Source organism: Xanthomonas sp. BRIP62418, assembly GCF_003993495.1.
Lineage (GTDB): Bacteria > Pseudomonadota > Gammaproteobacteria > Xanthomonadales > Xanthomonadaceae > Xanthomonas > Xanthomonas euroxanthea.
On the sequence record NZ_QEZG01000049.1, the window covers coordinates 56503 to 75756 of the forward strand.

The following is a 19254-nucleotide window of genomic DNA, read 5'->3' on the forward strand; positions in this document are numbered from 1 at the left end:
TCACCGACGCGCCAGCGTCCAGGAGCATCCCGATGCGATCCCCCGTTTCCCTTGCCTGCCTGTTGCTGCTGTGCGCGCCCGCCTGGATCGGCTCGGCCCAGGCCACCTCGTACCTGGTGCACGACCAGAGCGAATACACCGTGGCAGCGGCCGCGCTGCGTGCCGGCGATCGCATCGTGCTGGCCGATGGACAGTGGCGGGATTTCGCCATCGTGCTGCGCGGGCAAGGCACCGCCGAGCAGCCGATCACCCTCACCGCGCAGACGCCCGGCAAGGTGATCATCAGCGGCACCTCCGACCTGCGCATGGCCGGCACCTACCTGGTGGTGTCGGACCTGGTGTTCCGCGACGGCCACGGCCCGGGCGACGCGGTGCTCTCGTACCGCATCTCCAGCAAGGAACGCGCGCGCCACAGCCGCATCACCCGGGTGGTGGTGGACGGCTTCAGCAAGCCCACCCGCAACGATTCGGACAACTGGGTGGCGCTGTACGACAGCGACAACCGCTTCGACCACAACCAACTGGTCGGAAAGACCAATGCCGGCCCCACCCTGGTGGTGGTGCGCGACGCCACCCAGGGCCTGGACAATCGCCATCGCATCGACCACAACTGGTTCGGGCCACGCCCCAACCTGGGCGCCAATGGCGGCGAGACGCTGCGCATCGGCACCAGCAGCGACGCCGACAGCGCCTCCAACTCGGTGGTGGACAACAACTGGTTCGAAGGCTGCGACGGCGAGGTGGAGGTGGTCTCCAACAAGTCCGGCGGCAACACCTACCGCGGCAATGTGTTCAAGCAATCGCGCGGCGCGCTGGTGCTGCGGCATGGCGATGGCAACCTGGTCGAGCGCAACGTGTTCTTCGGCGACGGCAAGGCCAACACCGGCGGCATCCGCGTGATCAACCGCAAGCAGACCGTGCGCCACAACTACCTGGAAAACCTGGCCGGGGATGGCTATTCGTCGGCGCTGAGCATCATGTACGGGGTGCCCAATTCGCCCGCCAACCGCTACGTGCAGGTGGACCAGGCGCGCATCGAGCGCAATACCTTCGTCAGCGTCAACCAGCTGTTCTTCGGTGCCGGCATGGATGCCGAGCGCACCGCCGCGCCGATCAACAGCCACTTTGTCGGCAACCTGATCGTGGCCGCCAGCGACCCGGTGCGCGTGCTGGGCGATCTGTCCGGCATTGCGTTTGCCGGCAACCTGCAAAGCCCGCTGGCATCCACCCGCCTGCCCGGCGGCGTCGACAGCCGCCAGGTAACGATGACCCGCGCCAGCACCGGCTTGCTGGTCGCCGACAATGCCACCGGCGTCGGCGCCGACCCGGCGCTGAGCTACATCGCACGCGACCAGGTAGGCGTGAGCTGGTATCCCAAGCAGGCGCCGCAGGCGGTGGCCGACAGCGGCCGCCGTACGCGCGTGCGGCCGGGCCCAACCAGCCTGACCGACGCCGTGGCGCACGCCGCCCCCGGCGATCGCCTGCAGCTGGATGCAGGGCGCTACCAGGTCGATGACATCCTCGACGTGGACCGGCCACTGACGCTGGAAGGCCCGCAACACGGGCGCGCGCGGATCCGCTTTTCGCAGCCGGCGCTGTTCCAGATCGCGCCCGGCGGCACACTCAGCCTGGCCCGGCTCGAGATCGACGGCCGCGCCGCGCCCGCACAGCCGGGTAACGCAGTGATCCGCACCAGCCCCGGCACCGCCGTGGCGCAGTACCAGCTCACGCTGCGCGACACCCACCTGCATCATCTGGACGCCCAGCCCGGCTTCGATGTGATCGCGCTCGGCAAGGGCAGCCTGGCCGACCACATCCTGCTGGACCGGCTGCTGGTCGAAGACGTCTCCGGCCGGGTGCTGTCCGCACGCGCCGAGACCGACGACCGTGGCACCTACAACGTCGAACAGGTGACGGTGCGGCAGTCGCAGTTTCACCGCGTCGCCGGGCCGGTGCTGGACCTGTATCGCGGCGGCCGCGATGAAAGCACCTTCGGCCCGGTGCTGCAGCTGAGCGATTCGCACTTCACGCAGGTCGGCCGCGCTGCGGATGCGTCGCTGCGCCTGCACGGCGTGCAGCGTGTCGCGCTGCGCAACAACCGCTTCGTCGACAGCGCCGCGATCCTGGCGCAACACACCACCGGCACGCCCCACCTGATCGCCAGCGACAACCGGTTCGTCCGCACCCCGGCGTTGCATGCCGACGCAGCGGAGCCCCTGCTATGACCCGTTCCACCCGCCTGTTGCTGCTGGTCCTGGTCGGCACCGGCAGCGCCCTGCCCTGCAGCGCCGCCCCGTCACCAGCGGCCGAGCAAGCGGCGCAGCCGCAACCGCGCGCCACCGATGCCGCCCCGGTGCTGGTCACCGCCCAGCAATGGCGCGCCATGGCCAGCGATGGCGCCAGGCTGCCGGTATTCGCCCGCGAACAGGCACGCGCACAAGCCAGCGTGCGCGCGGCGATGCGGGCCGGTGTGGACGTGCCGGTGCCCAGGGACCCCGGCGGCGGCGCCAGCCACGAACAGCACAAACGCAACTACCAGGCCATCCAGGCAGCCGGCGCGCTGTACCGGCTCACCGGCGACCGCGCCTATGCCGACTATGCGCGCGACGTGTTGCTGGCCTACGCGCGCCTGTATCCCACGCTGGGCGCACACCCCGCCGGGCGCGGCCAGGTGCCGGGGCGGCTGTTCTGGCAGTCCTTGAACGACTCGGTGTGGCTGGTCTACGCAAGCCAGGGCTACGACGCCATCCGCGACACGCTCAGCGCGCAGGACCGCGCCACTATCGACCGCGACGTGTTCGCGCGCATGGCGCACTTTTTGTGCGACGAAAGCGCCGACAACTTCGACAAGATCCACAACCACGCCACCTGGGCGGTGGCCGCCGTCGGCATGACCGGCTATGTGCTGCGCGACCAGGCGCTGGTGGACAAGGCGCTGCGTGGCAGCAAGCGCGATGGCAAGGCCGGCTTCCTGGCCCAGGTGGACCAGCTGTTCTCGCCGGACGGCTACTACGCCGAAGGCCCGTATTACCAACGCTATGCCCTGGCGCCGTTCGTGCTGTTCGCCAATGCGATCGCGCGCAACCAGCCGCAGCAGCGCATCTTCCAGCGCCGCGACGGCGTGCTGCTGAAGGCCGTAAACAGCCTGGTGCAGAGCAGCTACGGCGGCTATTTCTTCCCGATCAACGACGCCATCCTCGACAAGGGCCTGGACACCGAGGAACTGGTGGCCGGCATCGGCATCGCCTACGCGCAGACCCACGATGCGCAACTGCTGTCCATCGCACAACGCCAGCGCCGCGTGCTGCTCACGCCCGAAGGCCTGGCCGTGGCCAGCGCGCTCGCGCAGGACCGCGCCCAACCGTTCGCCTTCGGCAGCGTGTTGCTGCGCGATGGCGCACAGGGCGACCAGGGCGCGCTGGCGATCCTGCGCAGCGGCGGCGGCGACGGCCAGACGCTGGTGATGAAGAACACCTCGCAAGGCATGGGCCACGGCCATTTCGACAAGTTGAACTGGCTGTTCTACGACAACGGCCAGCGCGTGGTCACCGACTACGGCGCGGCGCGTTTCCTGAACGTGGAAGCCAAGGCCGGCGGCATCTATCTGCCGGAAAACAGCAGCTGGGCCAAGCAGACCATTGCGCACAACACGCTGGTGGTGAACGAGACCAGCCACTTCAACGGCGACTGGAAGGTGGGCGAGCAACACGCACCGACGCAGCTGCTGTTCGCCAGCAGTGCCGACACCCAGATCGCCTCGGCGCGCATGCCGCAGGCCTACGACGGGGTCAGCTTCACCCGCACCCAGGCGCTGCTGTCGCACCCGCAGCTGCGCCTGCCGGTGGTGGTCGACCTGCTGCGCGTCAGCAGCAGCGCGCCGGCACGCTACGACCTGCCGCTGCACTTCAACGGGCAGATCATGCAGGTCGGCTTCACCGCAGAGCGCGCACTGACGCAACGCCCGGTGCTGGGCAAGGCCAACGGCTATCAGCATCTGTGGGTGGATGCCTCCAGCGATGCGAGCGCCGACACGCGCAGCCTGAGCTGGCTGCTCGCCGGCCGTTTCTACAGCTACCGCTTCGGCAGCAGCGCACCTGCGCGTGCGTTGCTGGTGGAAAGCGGCGCCAACGATCCGGACTTCAACCTGCGCCGCGAACCGGCGCTGATCCAGCGTGTCGATGGGCAGGCGAACGTCAGCTTCTTCGGCGTGCTGGAACCGCATGGCGAATACAACGGCACCGCCGAATACGTGCATGGCGCCGACAGCCGCATCCGCGCCATCGAGCACGTGCGCGGCGACGATGCCGAGGTGATCGTGCTCACCCTGGTCGGCGGCCAGCGCATCGCGCTGGCAGTGGCCGACGACGCCGATGCACAACGCGCCCACCAGGTGCAGGCCGCCGGCCAGCACTACCGCTGGCGCGGCGGTTACGCGCGCTTCGATCGCGCTGCAGGTGAAAAATGAGCACCCACTCCACCTCCACCACACCCACGCGCCCGGCGGGCAAACGCTCTGCGGTGCGCTGGCTGATCGTGGCGCTGATCGCGGTGGCCACGGTGATCAACTACATCGACCGCAACGCGCTGGCGGTGATGTGGCCGGCGATCTCGCGCGACATCGGCGCCACCAAGGAAGACTACGCGCTGTTGGTCACCATCTTCATGCTGTTCTATGCCGCCGGGCAGTTCGTGTTCGGGCGGCTGTTCGACATCATCGGCACCCGGCTCGGCTTTGCCTTGTCCATCGCGGTGTGGTCGCTCTCCATTGCGCTGCATGCCATCACCCACTCCATCATGGCGTTCTCGGTGGTGCGCGCGCTGCTGGGCATCAGCGAAGCCGGCGCCTGGCCGGGCGCGGTCAAGGCCAATGCGGAATGGTTTCCCGCCCGCGAGCGTGCGCTGGCGCAGGGCATCTTCAATGCCGGCGCCTCCATCGGCGCGATCGTCTCGGCGCCGCTGATCGCGCTGCTGTTCCTGTCGTTCGGCTGGAAGGGCACCTTCGTGCTGGTCGGCGTGCTGGGCATGCTCTGGTTGCTGCCGTGGCTGGTGATCTACCGTGCCGGGCCGGACCGGCATCCCTGGGTCGACGCGGCCGAGCGGGCGTTGATCCTGGATGCGCCCGAGGCCGGCAGCGCGCCGCCGCCGGCCTACCTGCCCACGCTGCGCCAGCTGATGTCGCACCGGCAAAGCTGGGGCATCGTGCTGGCGCGGTTTTTCCTGGATCCAATCTGGTGGCTGTTCGTGTCGTGGCTGCCGATCTACCTGGCCGAGACCTTCCACTTCGACATCAAGCAGATCGGTGCGTTCGCCTGGGTGCCGTTCGTCGGCGCGATGCTGGGCAGCCTGTGCGGCGGCTGGTTGTCCGGGCGCCTGATCGCGGCCGGCTGGAGCGTGGACCGCGCGCGCAAATGGACCATCACCCTGGGCGGGGCCATCATGGCGCCGGCGCTGCTGGGCGCCGTGCAGGCGGCCGACCCGCGCATGGCGGTGCTGACGATTGCCGCCGTGCTGTTCGGCTTCCAGATCGCCATCGGCAATATCCAGACCCTGCCCGGCGACCTGTTCGCCGGTAAATCGGTCGGCTCGCTGGCCGGCATCGGCGGCATGGCCGCGGTGGCCGGCACCCTGATCACCACCTGGCTGGTCCCGGTGATGACCGCAACCTCGTACGCACCGATGTTCATCCTGGTCGCCGCGCTGGTGCCGGCCTCGCTGGCCGCGCTGTGGCTGGTCACCGGCCGCATCCACCGACTCGACGCACCGGGCACCTGACCGTGCCCGCTGCCTACTCCGCTTTCCCAACACCAACAGGACATACCCGCATGCATTTCCACAACAAGGTCGCCATCGTCACCGGCGGCGGCCGCGATATCGGCCGCGCCATCTCGCTCAAGCTGGCCGCTGCCGGCGCCAAGGTCTGCATCAACTACGCCAACGACGACGCCAGCGCGCGCGACACGCTGGCACAGCTGCAGGCCGCCGGCGGCCAGGGCATCCTGCACCGCGCCGACGTCACCGATGCCACCGCCGTGGCCGGCCTGCTGACCGCCACGCGCACCGCCTTCGGCCAGCACATCGATGTGCTGATCAACGTGGCCGGCGGCATGCTGGCGCGCAAGCCGCTGGCCGATATCGACGAGGCCTTCTTCCATCAGGTGATGGACCTCAACCTCAAATCGGTCTACCTGACCACCCAGGCGGTGGCGCCGCATATGCGCGAAGGCGGCGCGATCGTCAATTTCGCCTCGCTTGCCGGGCGCGATGGCGGCGGGCCGGGCGCGGCCATCTATGCCACCGCCAAGGCGGCGGTGATGACGTTCTCGCGCGCAATGGCCAAGGAACTGGGCCCGCGCGGCATCCGCGTCAACGCACTGTGCTGCGGCATGATCGCCACCCGCTTCCATGACGATTTCACCAAGCCGGAAGTACGCGCCTTCGTCGCCAATGCCACCCCGCTGCGGCGCGAAGGCCGCCCGGAGGAAGCCGCCGATGCGGCGTTGTACCTGGCCTCGGATGCGGCCAGCTTCATCAACGGCGCCAACCTGGACGTCAACGGCGGCGTGTTCTTTTCCTGATCGACAAAGGAGGCTTGCGCATGGTCTGGCGATGGATGATGACTGCGACACTGAGTGTGGTGCTGGCAGGCCCGGCCACTGCGCACCCGGCACCCCGCTGGGTGCCGGCCTGGATCGCCTCGGCGACGCCGGACCGGCTCGACGGCGGCGCCGACACGCCGCTGCAATTTGCCGATGAAACGGTGCGCCAGGACATGCGCCTGGGCAGTGCGGCGGTGGCCCTGCGCGTGCGCATCAGCAACGAGCTGGGCACCACCCCGCTGACGATCGGTGCGGGCACGGCGCGCCTGCTCGGCGGCGCCGGGGACACGCACCCGCTGCGCTTCGACGGACGCGCCAGCATCACCGTGCCGCCCGGCGGCGTGCTGCTCAGCGACCCGGTGCCGCTGCGCGCACCGGCATTGGCCGAGGTGGCGGTGAGCCTGTATTTCCCCACGCCGGCGCGCCCGGCGGTACGCCGCACCGCGCTGCGGGTGGCCAAGGGCCAGGCCGAGGTACCAGACAGCAAGGCGCTGGCGTATCGCCAGAACGTCATCTCCGCCCTCTACGTGCAACCGCCGCATCCCCGCCAGACCGTGGTGGTGGCGCTGGGCGATTCGATCACCGAAGGCGCCACCGCCACGCGCGGCGCCAATGGCGACTGGCCGGCCCTGCTGGCCAGGCGGCTGGAGCAGCGTTGCCCCGGCAGCGTGGTGGTGCTCAACGCCGGCATCAGCGGCAACAAGCTGCTCGACGATGGCCGCAGCCCCAGCGCGCTGGCGCGTCTGGATCGCGACGTGCTGGCACTGCCCGGCGTGGACCAGGTGATCCTGTTCGAAGGCATCAACGACATTCGCCACAGCGGTCCGCCGGATGCGATTGCCGGCCGCACTGCTGCCGACATGGTGCTGGGCTATCGCCAGATCGTGACCCGGCTGCAGCAACACGGCATCGCCGTGATCGGTGCCACGCTGACCCCGTTCGGCAACTCGGACCGCTACGAGCCGGTGGCGGCGGCCACGCGCCAGACGCTCAACGGCTTCATCCGCGACGGGCAGGCATTCGATGCGGTGATCGACTTCGACGCCGCGCTGCGCGACCCGGCCAGGCCGGAGTGGCTGCCTGCCGCGCTGACCCGCGACTTCCTGCATCCCAACGATGCCGGTTACCAGCGCATGGCCGAATCAGTGGACCTGTCGTTGTTCTGCAAGGCCCGCTGAGGCGGCTTGCCACACGGTGACGCGCCTGCGCCAGGCGCGCTGCCACGGTGGCGGCACGGCCGCATGCACGCTTGCCTGCCTTCAGCCCCGGCGCTTTTTCAGGATGCTGATCTCCCCGGAGGTCTCCAGGATCGCCATGTCGATATCGGCATCGTCGCGGCAATCGGCCTTGCGTTTTGCCACCTCGAAATCGGCGTAGCTGACGTTGTGGCGGACCAGTTCCTTCCAGTAGATCTGCCCGCCACGCGCCAGCAGCGCCGGGGTGCCCTGCACCCAGGTATCGATCCGCCGGCTGCGCGCGGTCGCCATGCCCACCAGCCAGTTCAAGGTGGCCGCCAGGATCATGCCGCCCAGCAACGAGACGTCTTCGCCGATCAGCGAGTTCTGCACCGCGGTTCCCAGCAGCACGATCAGCAGCACGTCGAATGGGGTGGATTGGCCCAGCGCGCGTTTGCCGGTCAGGCGCGTCAACAGCAGGACCACGCTATAGACCGCAACCGCGCGCAGCACGAACTCCCACCACGGCATGCCCAGGTGCATCATTTCGTAGAAGCGCACGCGTGTTTCCACGTCCAGCATCGTGTGTCCTGACCGGTTTGATCGATGGCGCACGCTAGTGCGCAAACGGTGAAGGGGCCGTGCTGTCGCAGCGTTACCGCGGCCGACAATTCGACAACCCTCGTGCACCGCAGCACGGCTTTTCGCTGGCGATCCGTTAGCGTCTGGCCTGGACACACGGGGATGGCGGGCATGGGGACTGGAATCACACGTCGCGGGTTGCTGCTGGGTGCCGCGTCGGCAGCGTTGTCGGCACAGGTGCCGCTGGGGGTTGCGCTACCGCGGCGTGCGGCCGCGGCGCCGGCCTTTATCGATGCGCTGATCGCGCGCATGAGCGTGGAGGAAAAGGCCGGCCAGCTGACGCTGTCCGGTTCGGCGCAGCAGACCGATGCGGCGGCGGCGGCCAATCCGGTCAACACCGTGCCCACCGCCGAGGGCCAGCTTGCCGCCGCGCGTGCCGGGCGGGTGGGCGGCATCTTCAATGGCTCCAATGTGCTGTGGCACCGGCAACTGCAGCAGGCCGCGCTGCAGAGCCGGCTGAAGATTCCGCTGCTGTTCGCCGCCGATGTGATCCACGGGTTCACCACGGTGTTTCCGGTGCCGCTGGCCGAGGCCGCCAGTTTCGAGCCGGCGCTGGCGCAACGCACCGCGCGCGCCGCCGCACTGGAAGCCAGCGCAGTCGGCATCGACTGGACGTTCGCACCGATGGTGGATATCGCACGCGATGCGCGCTGGGGGCGCGGCGTGGAAGGCAGTGGCGAAGACGTGCTGCTTGGCCGGCGGTTTGCGCAGGCGCGCGTGCGCGGCTTCCAGGGCGAAGGACTGGATCATGCCGATGCACTGGCGGCCTGCCCCAAGCATTTTGCCGCCTACGGCGCCGCCGAAGCGGGACTGGACTACAACACCGTTGACATCTCCGAGCGCAGCCTGCGCGAGGTCTACTTCCCGCCGTTCCAGGCCGCGTTCGATGCCGGCGCAGTGACCACGATGGCAGCGTTCAACGAGATCGCCGGCATCCCTGCCACGGCCAATCGCTGGTTGCTGAGCGAGGTGCTGCGCGGCGAGTGGGACTACCGCGGCCTGGTGGTGTCCGACTACACCGGCGATCTGGAGCTGATCGGGCACGGGATCGCCAGCGATGCGCGCGAGGCAGCCAAGCTGGCGTTCCTGGCCGGTGTGGACATCAGCATGCAGAGCGGGCTGTATCTGCAGCATCTGCCGGCGCTGGTGGCCGCCGGCGAGGTGACCATGGTGCAACTGGATGCATCGGTACGCCGCGTGCTGCAGTTCAAGGCCGCGCTTGGATTGTTCGACGATCCGTTCCTGCGCATCGTGCCGGCACGCGCACAGGCGCGGCAGCGGCGCCCCGAAACACTGGCGCTGGCACGCGAGGCGGCACGCAAATCCATCGTGCTGCTCAAGAACGATGGCGAGCTGCTGCCGCTCAAGACACACGGGCAACGCATCGCGCTGATCGGGCCGATGGCGCGCAACTGGATCGACAGCGCAGGCCCATGGAGCCTGTTCGGCGGCGACGACAGCGGCAACGACCTGGCCACCGCACTGCGCGCGCGGCTGCGCGACCCGGGCAGCCTGCAGGTGGTGCAAGGCTGCGACTTCGAACATGGCCTGCCCGGCGGCGTGCAGGCGGCCGTCACCGCAGCGGCGTCCGCGGATATGGCAGTGCTGGCGATCGGCGAGCCGATGCGCTACTCCGGCGAAGCGCAGTCGCGCAGCGAGATCGTCATTCCCTCCGGGCAGCAAGCGCTGCTGGCGGCGGTGGCGGCCACCGGCACGCCGGTGGTGGTGGTGCTCAGCAACGGCCGTGCGCTGGTGATCGATGGCCCGGTACTCAAGGCACCGGCGATCCTGGTCAGCTGGTTCCTGGGCTCGGCATCGGGCACCGCGCTGGCGGATATTTTGTTCGGCGAGCACGGTCCGTCCGGGCGCTTGCCGGTGAGTTTTCCGCATGCATCCGGGCAGCTGCCCTACAGCTATGCGCACAAGCCCAGCGGCCGTGCCGACCCGCGCCCGGATGCCTTGCAGCCGTTCAAGACCCGCTACCGCACCGCGCCCAATGCCGCGTTGTTTCCGTTCGGGCATGGCCTGACCTATGGCCGCATCGAATACGGCGAGCTGCGCCTGAGCGATGCACGGCTGGCGGCGACCGGCAACCTGCGCATCAGCGCGCGCATCCACAACCGCGGCAACCGCGATGCCGAGGAAGTGGTGCAGCTCTACATCCGCGACCGCAGCGCCAGCGTCACCCGCCCGGTGCGCGAGCTGAAGGACTTTCGCAAGCTGGCGGTGCCGGCAGGCGGCAGCGTCGCGGTGGAGTTCGTGCTGCGCCGTGAGGACCTGCTGTTTATCGGCCAGGCATTGAAGCCGACGGTAGAGCCTGGCGTATTCGATCTCTGGGTGGCGCCCTCGTCGGAGGCTGAGGGCTTGTCTGCGAGTTTTGAATTGATGGGCTGAGTAGGAATCGCGCTCGGAATGGCCCGACCAAGGAGATGGATTTACCGCATGTCCTGCTAGTGGTGAGAGTCCAGCGACTTGGGCTGACCCAGCTTTTGACTGAATTCAAATGCGGCCACGACGTGGCATCCCGGATGTCTTGCCCAGGCGTGGTTGAACAGGTGGGGGGTAGATCAGCCGCAGAGCGGCTGATCTGTGACGTTGCTGCAGGGCCCTTGCCCGCCCACCCTCGCAGGACACGCCGTGAATCCATCCATGGAGGCGCTTACGCGGCCTCCATGCCGCGTAAGGTCCCGCGACGGCGGGCGGGCAAGGACCAGGCGAGGTGGTCGGTGCGCATGGACGCGCCGTGCCTGCCGTACGGCCCTGCGATGCGATGCGATCAGAGGCAGTACGGTCTGATCGGTTCTCTGCGATGCGAGCAATCTCGCTGCCGTGCCGAGATCACTTCACTCGTCAACGAAGGCGCGTCTGGCCAACACGTTCCCGCCATCGCCACGACGCTCGAAAAGGGTTATTCGCCACGCTTATTCCCCGCGCAACACCTCTGCCAGGAACGGCGCGGTGCGGCTGTCACGCTGCCGCGCGACCGCCTCCGGCGCACCGGCCACCACGACAGCGCCACCCGCCCCGCCCGCGCCCGGCCCCATGTCCAGCACCCAATCGCTGCTGGCGGCCACGCGCATGTCGTGTTCGACCACGATGACCGTATTGCCGGCTTCCACCAGGCCTTGCAGCTGCCGCATCAGGGTATCCACGTCGGCCGGATGCAGGCCGGTGGTCGGCTCGTCCAGCACGTACACGGTGTCGCGTCGCTGCGCGCGTTGCAGTTCGGTCGCCAGCTTGATGCGCTGCGCCTCGCCACCGGACAGTTCGGTGGCCGGCTGGCCAAGCCGCAGATAGCCCAGCCCCACTTCGCGCAACACCTGCAGCGGGCGCAACACGCTGGCATCGTCGGCAAAGAACGTGGCGGCCTGGTCCACCGTCATCTCCAGCACCTGCGCAATGGTTTGGCCACGCAGCGCGATCTCCAGGGTCTTGGCGTTGTAGCGCGCGCCGTGGCAGGTGGGGCATGGCGCATAGACGCTGGGCATGAACAGCAATTCCACGTGCACCGAGCCCTCGCCCTCGCAGGTGGCGCAGCGGCCCTTGGCGACATTGAACGAAAACTGCCCCGGGTCGTAACGGCGGCGGCGCGCGGCCGGTGTGGCCGCAAACAACTTGCGCACCGGGTCGAACAAGCCCGTGTAGGTGGCCAGATTGGAGCGTGGCGTGCGGCCGATCGGCTTTTGATCCACACGCACCAGACGCCGCACCTGGTCGAGCCCGCCAACGATCGCGCCACCCAGCGGCACCTGCGTGCCGCGCTCCAGCGGATCCAGCGCTTCGTCGTCCTCTGCCTGCGCCTGTCCAAGATGGGCGCCGAGCAATTCCACCAACGCCTGGCTCACCAGCGACGACTTGCCCGAGCCGGACACACCGGTCACGGTGGTGAACACACCCAGCGGCAGGTCCACATCCAGGTCGCGCACATTGTTGCGGGTGATGCCGCGCAGCTGCAGCCAGCCGGTGGCCGCACGCGCGTGGCTGTGCACCTGCGGCGGGGTGCCGAACAGGTAGCGGCGCGTGGACGAGGCTTCCACCTGCTCCAGTCCCGCCGGCGGGCCGCTGTACAGCACCTGCCCGCCGTGCACGCCGGCCGCCGGACCGACATCGACGATCCAGTCGGCGTGGCGGATCACATCCACCTCGTGTTCGACCACGAACACCGAATTGCCGGCGGCTTTGAGCTGATCCAGCGCGCCCAGCAAGGCCTGCGCATCGGCCGGATGCAGGCCCGCCGATGGCTCGTCCATCACATACACCACGCCGAACAGCTGCGAGCGGATCTGCGTGGCCAGCCGCAGCCGTTGCAGCTCGCCCGGCGACAGCGTCGGCGTGCTGCGCTCCAGGCTGAGATAGCCCAGGCCCAGCGCCTGCACCACGGCGATCCGCGCGCGCAGGTCGGCGGCGATGCGTTGCGCGGCGATCGCCTGTTCCGGGTGCGTGTCGGTCTGCCTGCGCTTGTCGTTGCGCTTGCGCTGGCCATCGGCAGCGTCGGCAGCCGGGCGCAGCAAGTCGGCCACCTCGTCCAGCGGCCGCCGCGACAGCTCGCCGATGTCCAGGCCCGCAAACGTCACCGACAGCGCTTCTCGCCGCAGCCGCTTGCCGTCGCACTGCGGGCACTGCGTGCTGATCAGGTACTGCGCCGCGCGCTTTTTCATCTGCGCGCTCTGCGTGGTGGCAAAGGTATGCAGCACATAGCGCCGCGCACTGGTGAAGGTGCCCATGTAGCTGGGCTCCTCCTTGCGGCGCAGCGCGCGCTTGACCTCGTCCAGGCTGTAGCCGGCATACACAGGCACCACCGGTTGCTCGTCGGTGTAGAGGATCCAGTCGCGGGTCTTCTTCGGCAGCTTGTGCCACGGCTGGTCCACGTCGTGGCCGAGCGTGGTGAGGATGTCGCGCAGGTTCTGGCCATGCCAGGCACCTGGCCAGGCGGCGACCGCGCGATCGCGAATGCTCAGCGTGGGATCCAGCACCATGGTCGCTTCGGTCGCTTCGTAGATGCGCCCCAGGCCGTGGCAGGTCGGGCAGGCACCGGCGGGGGTATTGGGCGAAAAGCCGTCGGCATAGATGATGTCCTGCCCCGGCGGATAGCTGCCCGCACGCGAATACAGCATGCGCAGGGAATTGGAGATGGTGGTGACGCTGCCCACCGACGAGCGCGCACTCGGCGCGCCGCGCGCCTGCTGCAAGGCCACCGCCGGCGGCAATCCTTCGATGGAATCCACCTCCGGCACGCCAACCTGGTCGATCAGGCGGCGCGCATATGGCGAGATCGAATCCAGGTAGCGCCGCTGCGCTTCGGCGAACACGGTACCGAACGCCAGCGACGACTTGCCCGAGCCGGACACACCGGTGAACACCACCAGCGCATCGCGCGGGATGTCCACGTCCACGTTCTTGAGGTTGTGCTCGCGCGCACCGCGCACGCGCACCAGGCCGGAGGATGACGAGATTGGATTGGACATGACCACCAGACCGACATTCGACAACGCACTAGCCTAGCGCGGGACGCATGCAGCCGATGTCAGGGGCAACGGCCAATGCTGCGGCGCCTGGCGCTGATCGCCTTGACATCCGCCGGTCGAAGGCCCTGCAGCCAACGCGCAGCGTCGAGAGCGCGGTGCCCTCACCGCTTGCGGGACACGCCGTGAACCCGTCCTTGGGGGCTCGGTGGCAGCATCCACGCCGCCACACGGTCCCGCAACCGGCAAGGACACCGCACCAGGAAGGACACTGCACCAGGAAGTTAGTCGGCTATTTTATTGAAAGCGTTTCGCTCGGCTTGCGCAGGGAACTGGTCGGACGCACCTGATTCGAACAACGCACGCCATGCCCTGCTTGTAACTGCGCATACCGACCATCTCGACTGGCCCTTGCCCGCTCACCGTCGCGGGACCTTACGCGGCATGGATGCCGCGTAAGAGCTTACATGGACGTACTTGCAGCGTGTCTCGCGATGGTGGGCGGGCAAGGGCCCTGCTGCCAGGCCGCAGCCCTATCACCCAACAACCACGCATTCATTCAAGCTACCTACGCGGCATGGATCCCGCATAAGCGCCTACAGAGACGTGTTCCGCGATAGCTGGCGGGCAAGGGCCCTGCTGCCAGGTCGCAGATCAGCTGCGTAAAACGCGATCAGCCCAGCGCGTGCGCCGGCACCGGCACCGGCTGCTCGCCGGTCTCGGCCAAGGCCTGCATGCGTGTCACCACGCCAGTGAACAACCGCGCGGTGGCGGCATCGCGCGTGCGGAAGATCGCTTCCAGCTCGCCGTAATACCACAGCGTGCCGGCGCGCCCGGCGGTGAACACGTTGAAGATGTCCTGGCCCACATCCGGGTTTTCCAGGTCCTGCACGATGGTGCGCGCGTTATAGAGCTTGTCGCAGCCGGACACCAGCAAGGCGCGCTCGGGCGTGTTGCGCAGGTGGTCCAGATAGGCCAGCTTGCGTTCGCGCCAGTCGCGTTTGCGTGCGCTGTCGGTGTTGTCCACCTCGGCCTTGTCTTCGGCGGTGGCATCGGTGCATGCCATCACGATGTCGGCCACCGCATCGCCGAACTGCGCGCGGATCGAAGCTTCATGGCCGCCGCCGCAATCTTCCACCACATCGTGCAGCAGCCCGGCAATGGCCTGTTCTTCGTCGCCGCCGCATTCCAGCACCAGCGTGGACACGCCCAGCAAGTGGCTCAGATACGGAATCTGCGTGCCCTTGCGGACCTGCCCGGCATGGGCGATGCGCGCGTAATCCACGGCCAGGGCGTAACGTTCGGTGAGAGCGGTCATGGGGCGTCCGATGCGAGCGAGGACGCATTATCGCCGAGCGCGGTGACGCGCCGGGTGAGGATGGCGCGAGGGTGCATGTGCAGACTCAATGACGCGGCGTTGCGGCCGATACCGCTAGGCTCACCCCACGCCGCACGATTGCCCAGCCATGCCCACGCTTCCCGTTTGCAACGCCTGCCGCGACGGCCAGGACTTTCCCACCGCCATCACCATGGCGTTTCAGCCGATCGTGGACGTGTCCACCCGCAGCATCTACGCCGGCGAAGCGCTGGTGCGCGGGGTCAATGGCGAATCGGCCGGCAGCATCCTGGCCGCCGTGGATGAGCGCAACCGCTACGCCTTCGACCAAGCCTGCCGCATCAAGGCGATCGAATGCGCCGCGCAGATCCCGCTGCCGGCCTTGCTGTCGATCAACTTCATGCCCAATGCGGTCTACAACCCCGAACACTGCCTGCGCGCCACGCTTTCGGCCACCGCGCAGTACGGCTGGCCGCTGGACGCCATCATCTTCGAGGTCAGCGAACAGGAACACCTGGCCGAGCCGGCGCATCTGCTCGACATCATGCGCACCTACCAGGCACGCGGCCTGAAGACTGCCATCGACGACTTCGGCGCCGGCTATTCCGGCCTCGGCCTGCTGGCCGACTTCCAGCCGGACCTGCTCAAGCTGGACATCGCCCTGGTGCGCGGCATCGACGCCGACCGCAGCCGCCAGGCCATCGTCCGCCACACCACCCGCATGTGCGAAGAACTCGGGATCGCCGTCATCGCCGAAGGCATCGAACACCCGGACGAATGCCGCGCCCTGCGCGACATGGGCATCCACCTGCAGCAAGGCTACCTGTTCGCCCGCCCGCAGATCGGCGAACTGCCGCAGGTACATTGGCCAGACTAGGGATCAGGCGCGCCACCACGCCAGCGTGTAGCTCCGCTGCGCGCCGGCAGCTGCCGGCGCACGCAGTGTGACGAGGCGTGGAGCCAACGACCTCAGATCGCGCGTACCGAGTGGTAACAGCCGGATGGCCAAGGAATGGAGGAATCGAGCCGCCAAAAGCACTCGCTCTTCCAATTCCCGATTCCCGATTCCCGATTCCCCAATCCCGATTCCCGATTCCCGATTCCCCAATCCCGACTCCCGCTCCCCTATTCCCCGGCACTGGCCAGCTCGGAAGCCGGCACCGGGTTGGCCTGATGTGCCAGGTACTGATGGATCTGCGCAACCACCGCCGCGCCCTCGCCCACCGCCGCGGCCACCCGCTTGACCGAGCCGGCCCGCACATCGCCGATGGCGAACACGCCGGGGCGGTTGGTTTCCAGCGGCAGGCAGGCCGGCACGCCATCCCCACGCGCGTTGCCGGTGACGACGAAACCGCGCTTGTCCATCTCGACGCATTGCTGCAGCCAACCGGTGTTGGGGTCGGCGCCGACGAACAGGAATAGATGCCGCAACTCCACCCGCGTGGTCTGCCCGTCGGCGCGCGTGCGCAACACCGCCGCCTGCAGGCCGCGCTCCGGATCGCCCTCCAGCGCGGACACCTCGGTGCCGGCATGCAGCTGCACGTTCGGCAGCACGGCGATGCGGTCGATCAGATATTGCGACATCGACGATTCCAGCCCTTCGCCGCGAATGATCAGGTGCAGCTCCTTCACCCGCGGTGCCAGGAACGCCACCGCCTGGCCGGCGGAATTGCCACCGCCCACCAGCGCCACCACGCCGCCCTCGCACAGCCGTGCTTCCACCGGCGAGGCCCAGTACGACACGCCATGGCCTTCGAAACGCTCCAGCCCGTCGATCTCCGGACGCCGGTAACGCGCCCCCGAGGCGATCACCACGGTGCTGGCCAGCAGCTGCTTGCCGTCGGCCAGATCCAGCTTCAGCGCGCCGTCGTCGCGCCCGCATTCCAGCGTGCCGGCCTCGATCGGAATCGCCAGCTCGGCGCCGAATTTCAACGCCTGGTTGTAGGCGCGCCCGGCCAGCGCCTGGCCGGAAATGCCGGTCGGAAAGCCCAGGTAGTTCTCGATCCGTGCCGAGGCGCCGGCCTGCCCGCCGATGGCGCGCTGGTCCAGCACCAGCACCGACAGGCCCTCGGACGCCGCGTACACCGCCGTCGCCAGGCCGGCCGGGCCGGCACCGACAATCGCCACGTCGTAGCGCTTGTCCGGGTCGATATCCGGGGTCATGCCCAGGCAATGCGCCGCTTCGGCATCGCTGGGCTGGCGCAGCACCCGCCCGCTGGGGCACACCATCACCGGCAATTCCTGCTCCTGGATGCCGAAGCGCTGCACCAGCGCGCGGCCTTCCTCGTCGGAGGCATCGATCACCGTGTTCGGGTAACCGTTGCGGGTCAGAAAGCCCTGCAACCGGGTCAGGTGCGGATCGTCCGGCTCGCCGATCAGCACCGAGCCCGAGGCATCGCCTTCGATCAGGCCGACCCGGCGCAGGATCAACGCACGCATCACCACCTCGCCCACTTCGGCCGAGCTGATCATCAGCGCGCGCAGATGCGCAGTATCGAACGGCAGCGCCAGGCAGCCCTGCGGCCCGGCACGTCCGCCGGCCAGCGACGCGCGCCCGGCGAGTTGACTCACCTCACCGGTGAACTGCCCGGGCGTGTGCGAGGTGACCGGCTTTTCGTTGCCCAGCCCGTCGCGCCGGACCACTTCGATGGCGCCTTCCAGCACCACCCACACCGGCGCGTGCGCATCGCCCACGTCGAAGACGATCTCGCCGGCAGCGAAACGCTGCGCCGGCCCGCTGGCAAAACGCCGCGTGATCGCCAATTGGCCCGAGTCCAGCTCGGGAAACATCTGATGGTGGCGGGTATCGGCCAGGGACATGGAGGGGCGACGCTGAGGGGGGGAGTGCATGCAAGCATGGCCAGCCGTGAGGGCGATGGCAATCACCCGAATGGGCCATGCCGGGCGCGACAGAGCGCGCATGCACGACCAGCACGGGTGGGTACGTCAGTGCGGTGTTCGCGCAGGCACAACGCATCACGCAGGTGTCAGCGCATCTCACGCTCACCAGCGGCGATCGGCACGACCAGCCGCAACCGTGCGCGCAGAACGTAACTGACGCAGCCGCTGCGCTGGCCGCCGAGCGAACACGGCCCTGGAGCCGCTGCCCGTACGCAGCGCTCGAACGCTCCGATTGCTCCGGTTGCTCCGGTTGCTCCGGTTACTCCTGTTGCTGCTGTTGCTCGGGTTGCTCTGGTTACTCCGGTTGCTCCGCAGCATGCCGACAAACGTGCACCACGCCTTCTCAGCCCCGCTCCGGTTGCACCTGCTCCCAGTGCGGCCCGTGCTGGCCGGCGGCCATGCGCTCGGCCGGGCGCACGCGAAACACCACGCTGATGCGCTCACCCACCGCACGTGCGGTCTTGGCAATGCCGTGCTCGTGGCTCAGTTGCGAGGCATGACTCATCGCCAGCAGGCTTCCGGGCGCCAGCTCCACAGCGATCGCACGCGTGTTGCCGTCCTTTGCGCGCAGCTGCATCCGCCGCGTGGCGCCCAGCGACACCAATGCAATCGGATACGGCGCCAGCAACGTCTGCAGCTTGTCGTGATGCATCGCCACGCTGTCGCGGCCGTCGCGATACAGATTCAGGCCCGCCGCGTTGTACGGCGCAGGCAACACGGCCTGCACCGCAGCGAGCAGCGCCTGCAGCGGCAGCCCGGGCGGCAGCGGTGCATCCAGCCGATACGAGGCCAGCAGGCGCGGCACCTCCACCACACGGTCATACATCTCGCGGCGCTGGCTGCGCCAGTCGGTCGCCTGGCGCAGCGCGGCAAAGTACTGCTGCGCCATGGCAGGTGCCAGCAGCTGCGGCCAATAGCGCACGCCGCCTTGCGCATCGTGCAGCAGCTGCACCGGCGCGGTGGGAGCATCGAACAGATCCATCGCAGTGATATGCGGGCGGTTTGCGCGATTTCAGCGGCCGGGCGTTGCGCTTGCCTGCGACCGGAGCAGTGCAGGTGCACGCTGTCTCGCATCTGCTGCGAGGCCTTGCTGCGTGTATCGGGGCAACCGACCTGCGCACCCGCAGCCTCCGGCGCGCAAG

Annotated in this window: 12 protein-coding genes; 7 read left to right on the forward strand and 5 right to left on the reverse strand. The window is 68.4% G+C overall.

Going from position 1 to position 19254, the window contains the following annotated elements; all coding sequences use genetic code 11:
- The first annotated feature begins 32 nt into the window (after positions 1-32).
- Genes EO174_RS18535 through EO174_RS18555 form a run of 5 tightly spaced genes read left to right on the forward strand, consistent with a single transcriptional unit; the run spans position 33 to position 7774 of the window.
- Positions 33-2225, forward strand: a complete 2193-nt coding sequence (locus tag EO174_RS18535) for a polysaccharide lyase 6 family protein (protein ID WP_241240047.1) — start codon at positions 33-35, stop codon at positions 2223-2225.
- On the forward strand, positions 2222-4465 hold the full coding sequence (locus EO174_RS18540; protein ID WP_126946604.1) for an oligoalginate lyase: 2244 nt from the start codon (positions 2222-2224) through the stop codon (positions 4463-4465). The genes EO174_RS18535 and EO174_RS18540 overlap by 4 nt, the downstream gene beginning before the upstream one ends.
- Positions 4462-5772: an MFS transporter gene (locus EO174_RS18545; RefSeq protein ID WP_126946607.1), complete on the forward strand. Its 1311-nt coding sequence runs from the start codon at positions 4462-4464 to the stop codon at positions 5770-5772. Before EO174_RS18540 ends, EO174_RS18545 begins: the two co-directional genes overlap by 4 nt.
- Before the next feature lie 50 nt (positions 5773-5822).
- Positions 5823-6575, forward strand: coding sequence for a glucose 1-dehydrogenase (locus EO174_RS18550; RefSeq protein ID WP_126946610.1), 753 nt, complete (start codon positions 5823-5825; stop codon positions 6573-6575).
- A 35-nt stretch (positions 6576-6610) separates the two neighbouring features.
- Positions 6611-7774 (forward strand): SGNH/GDSL hydrolase family protein, encoded by a 1164-nt coding sequence (locus EO174_RS18555; protein ID WP_126946930.1) that lies wholly within the window; start codon positions 6611-6613, stop codon positions 7772-7774.
- Between the two features lie 81 nt (positions 7775-7855).
- On the opposite strand, the gene EO174_RS18560 is transcribed toward EO174_RS18555, so the two are convergent.
- The gene (locus tag EO174_RS18560) at positions 7856-8353 is read right to left on the reverse strand and encodes a YetF domain-containing protein (protein ID WP_126946613.1); all 498 of its coding nucleotides are present in this window, start codon (positions 8351-8353) and stop codon (positions 7856-7858) included.
- Between the two features lie 171 nt (positions 8354-8524).
- Here EO174_RS18560 and EO174_RS18565 point away from each other — a divergent pair, with 171 nt between their 5' ends.
- Entirely contained in the window at positions 8525-10807 is a 2283-nt protein-coding gene (locus EO174_RS18565; protein WP_126946616.1) for a glycoside hydrolase family 3 N-terminal domain-containing protein, read from the forward strand.
- A 527-nt stretch (positions 10808-11334) separates the two neighbouring features.
- Here the strand turns inward: EO174_RS18565 and EO174_RS18570 are convergent.
- Together EO174_RS18570 and EO174_RS18580 are read right to left on the reverse strand one after the other, a co-directional pair.
- Complete coding sequence (locus EO174_RS18570) at positions 11335-13878, reverse strand: excinuclease ABC subunit UvrA (protein ID WP_126946619.1); 2544 nt, start codon at positions 13876-13878, stop codon at positions 11335-11337.
- Positions 13879-14548: 670 nt separating this feature from the next.
- A complete protein-coding gene (locus tag EO174_RS18580) occupies positions 14549-15193 on the reverse strand; it encodes an HD domain-containing protein (RefSeq protein WP_126946622.1) in 645 nt (214 codons plus the stop codon).
- A 148-nt stretch (positions 15194-15341) separates the two neighbouring features.
- On the opposite strand from EO174_RS18580, the gene EO174_RS18585 reads away from it, so the two are divergent.
- Complete coding sequence (locus tag EO174_RS18585; RefSeq protein WP_104582379.1) at positions 15342-16088, forward strand: EAL domain-containing protein; 747 nt, start codon at positions 15342-15344, stop codon at positions 16086-16088.
- 248 nt (positions 16089-16336) lie between these two features.
- On the opposite strand, the gene EO174_RS18590 is transcribed toward EO174_RS18585, so the two are convergent.
- Both EO174_RS18590 and EO174_RS18600 read right to left on the reverse strand, forming a co-directional pair.
- Positions 16337-18031 carry an FAD-dependent oxidoreductase gene (locus EO174_RS18590; RefSeq protein WP_104649775.1) on the reverse strand — a complete coding sequence of 565 codons (1695 nt, stop codon included), beginning with the start codon at positions 18029-18031 and terminating at the stop codon, positions 16337-16339.
- Between the two features lie 424 nt (positions 18032-18455).
- The gene (locus EO174_RS18600; RefSeq protein ID WP_126946628.1) at positions 18456-19094 is read right to left on the reverse strand and encodes an alpha-ketoglutarate-dependent dioxygenase AlkB; all 639 of its coding nucleotides are present in this window, start codon (positions 19092-19094) and stop codon (positions 18456-18458) included.
- Positions 19095-19254 lie beyond the last annotated feature (160 nt).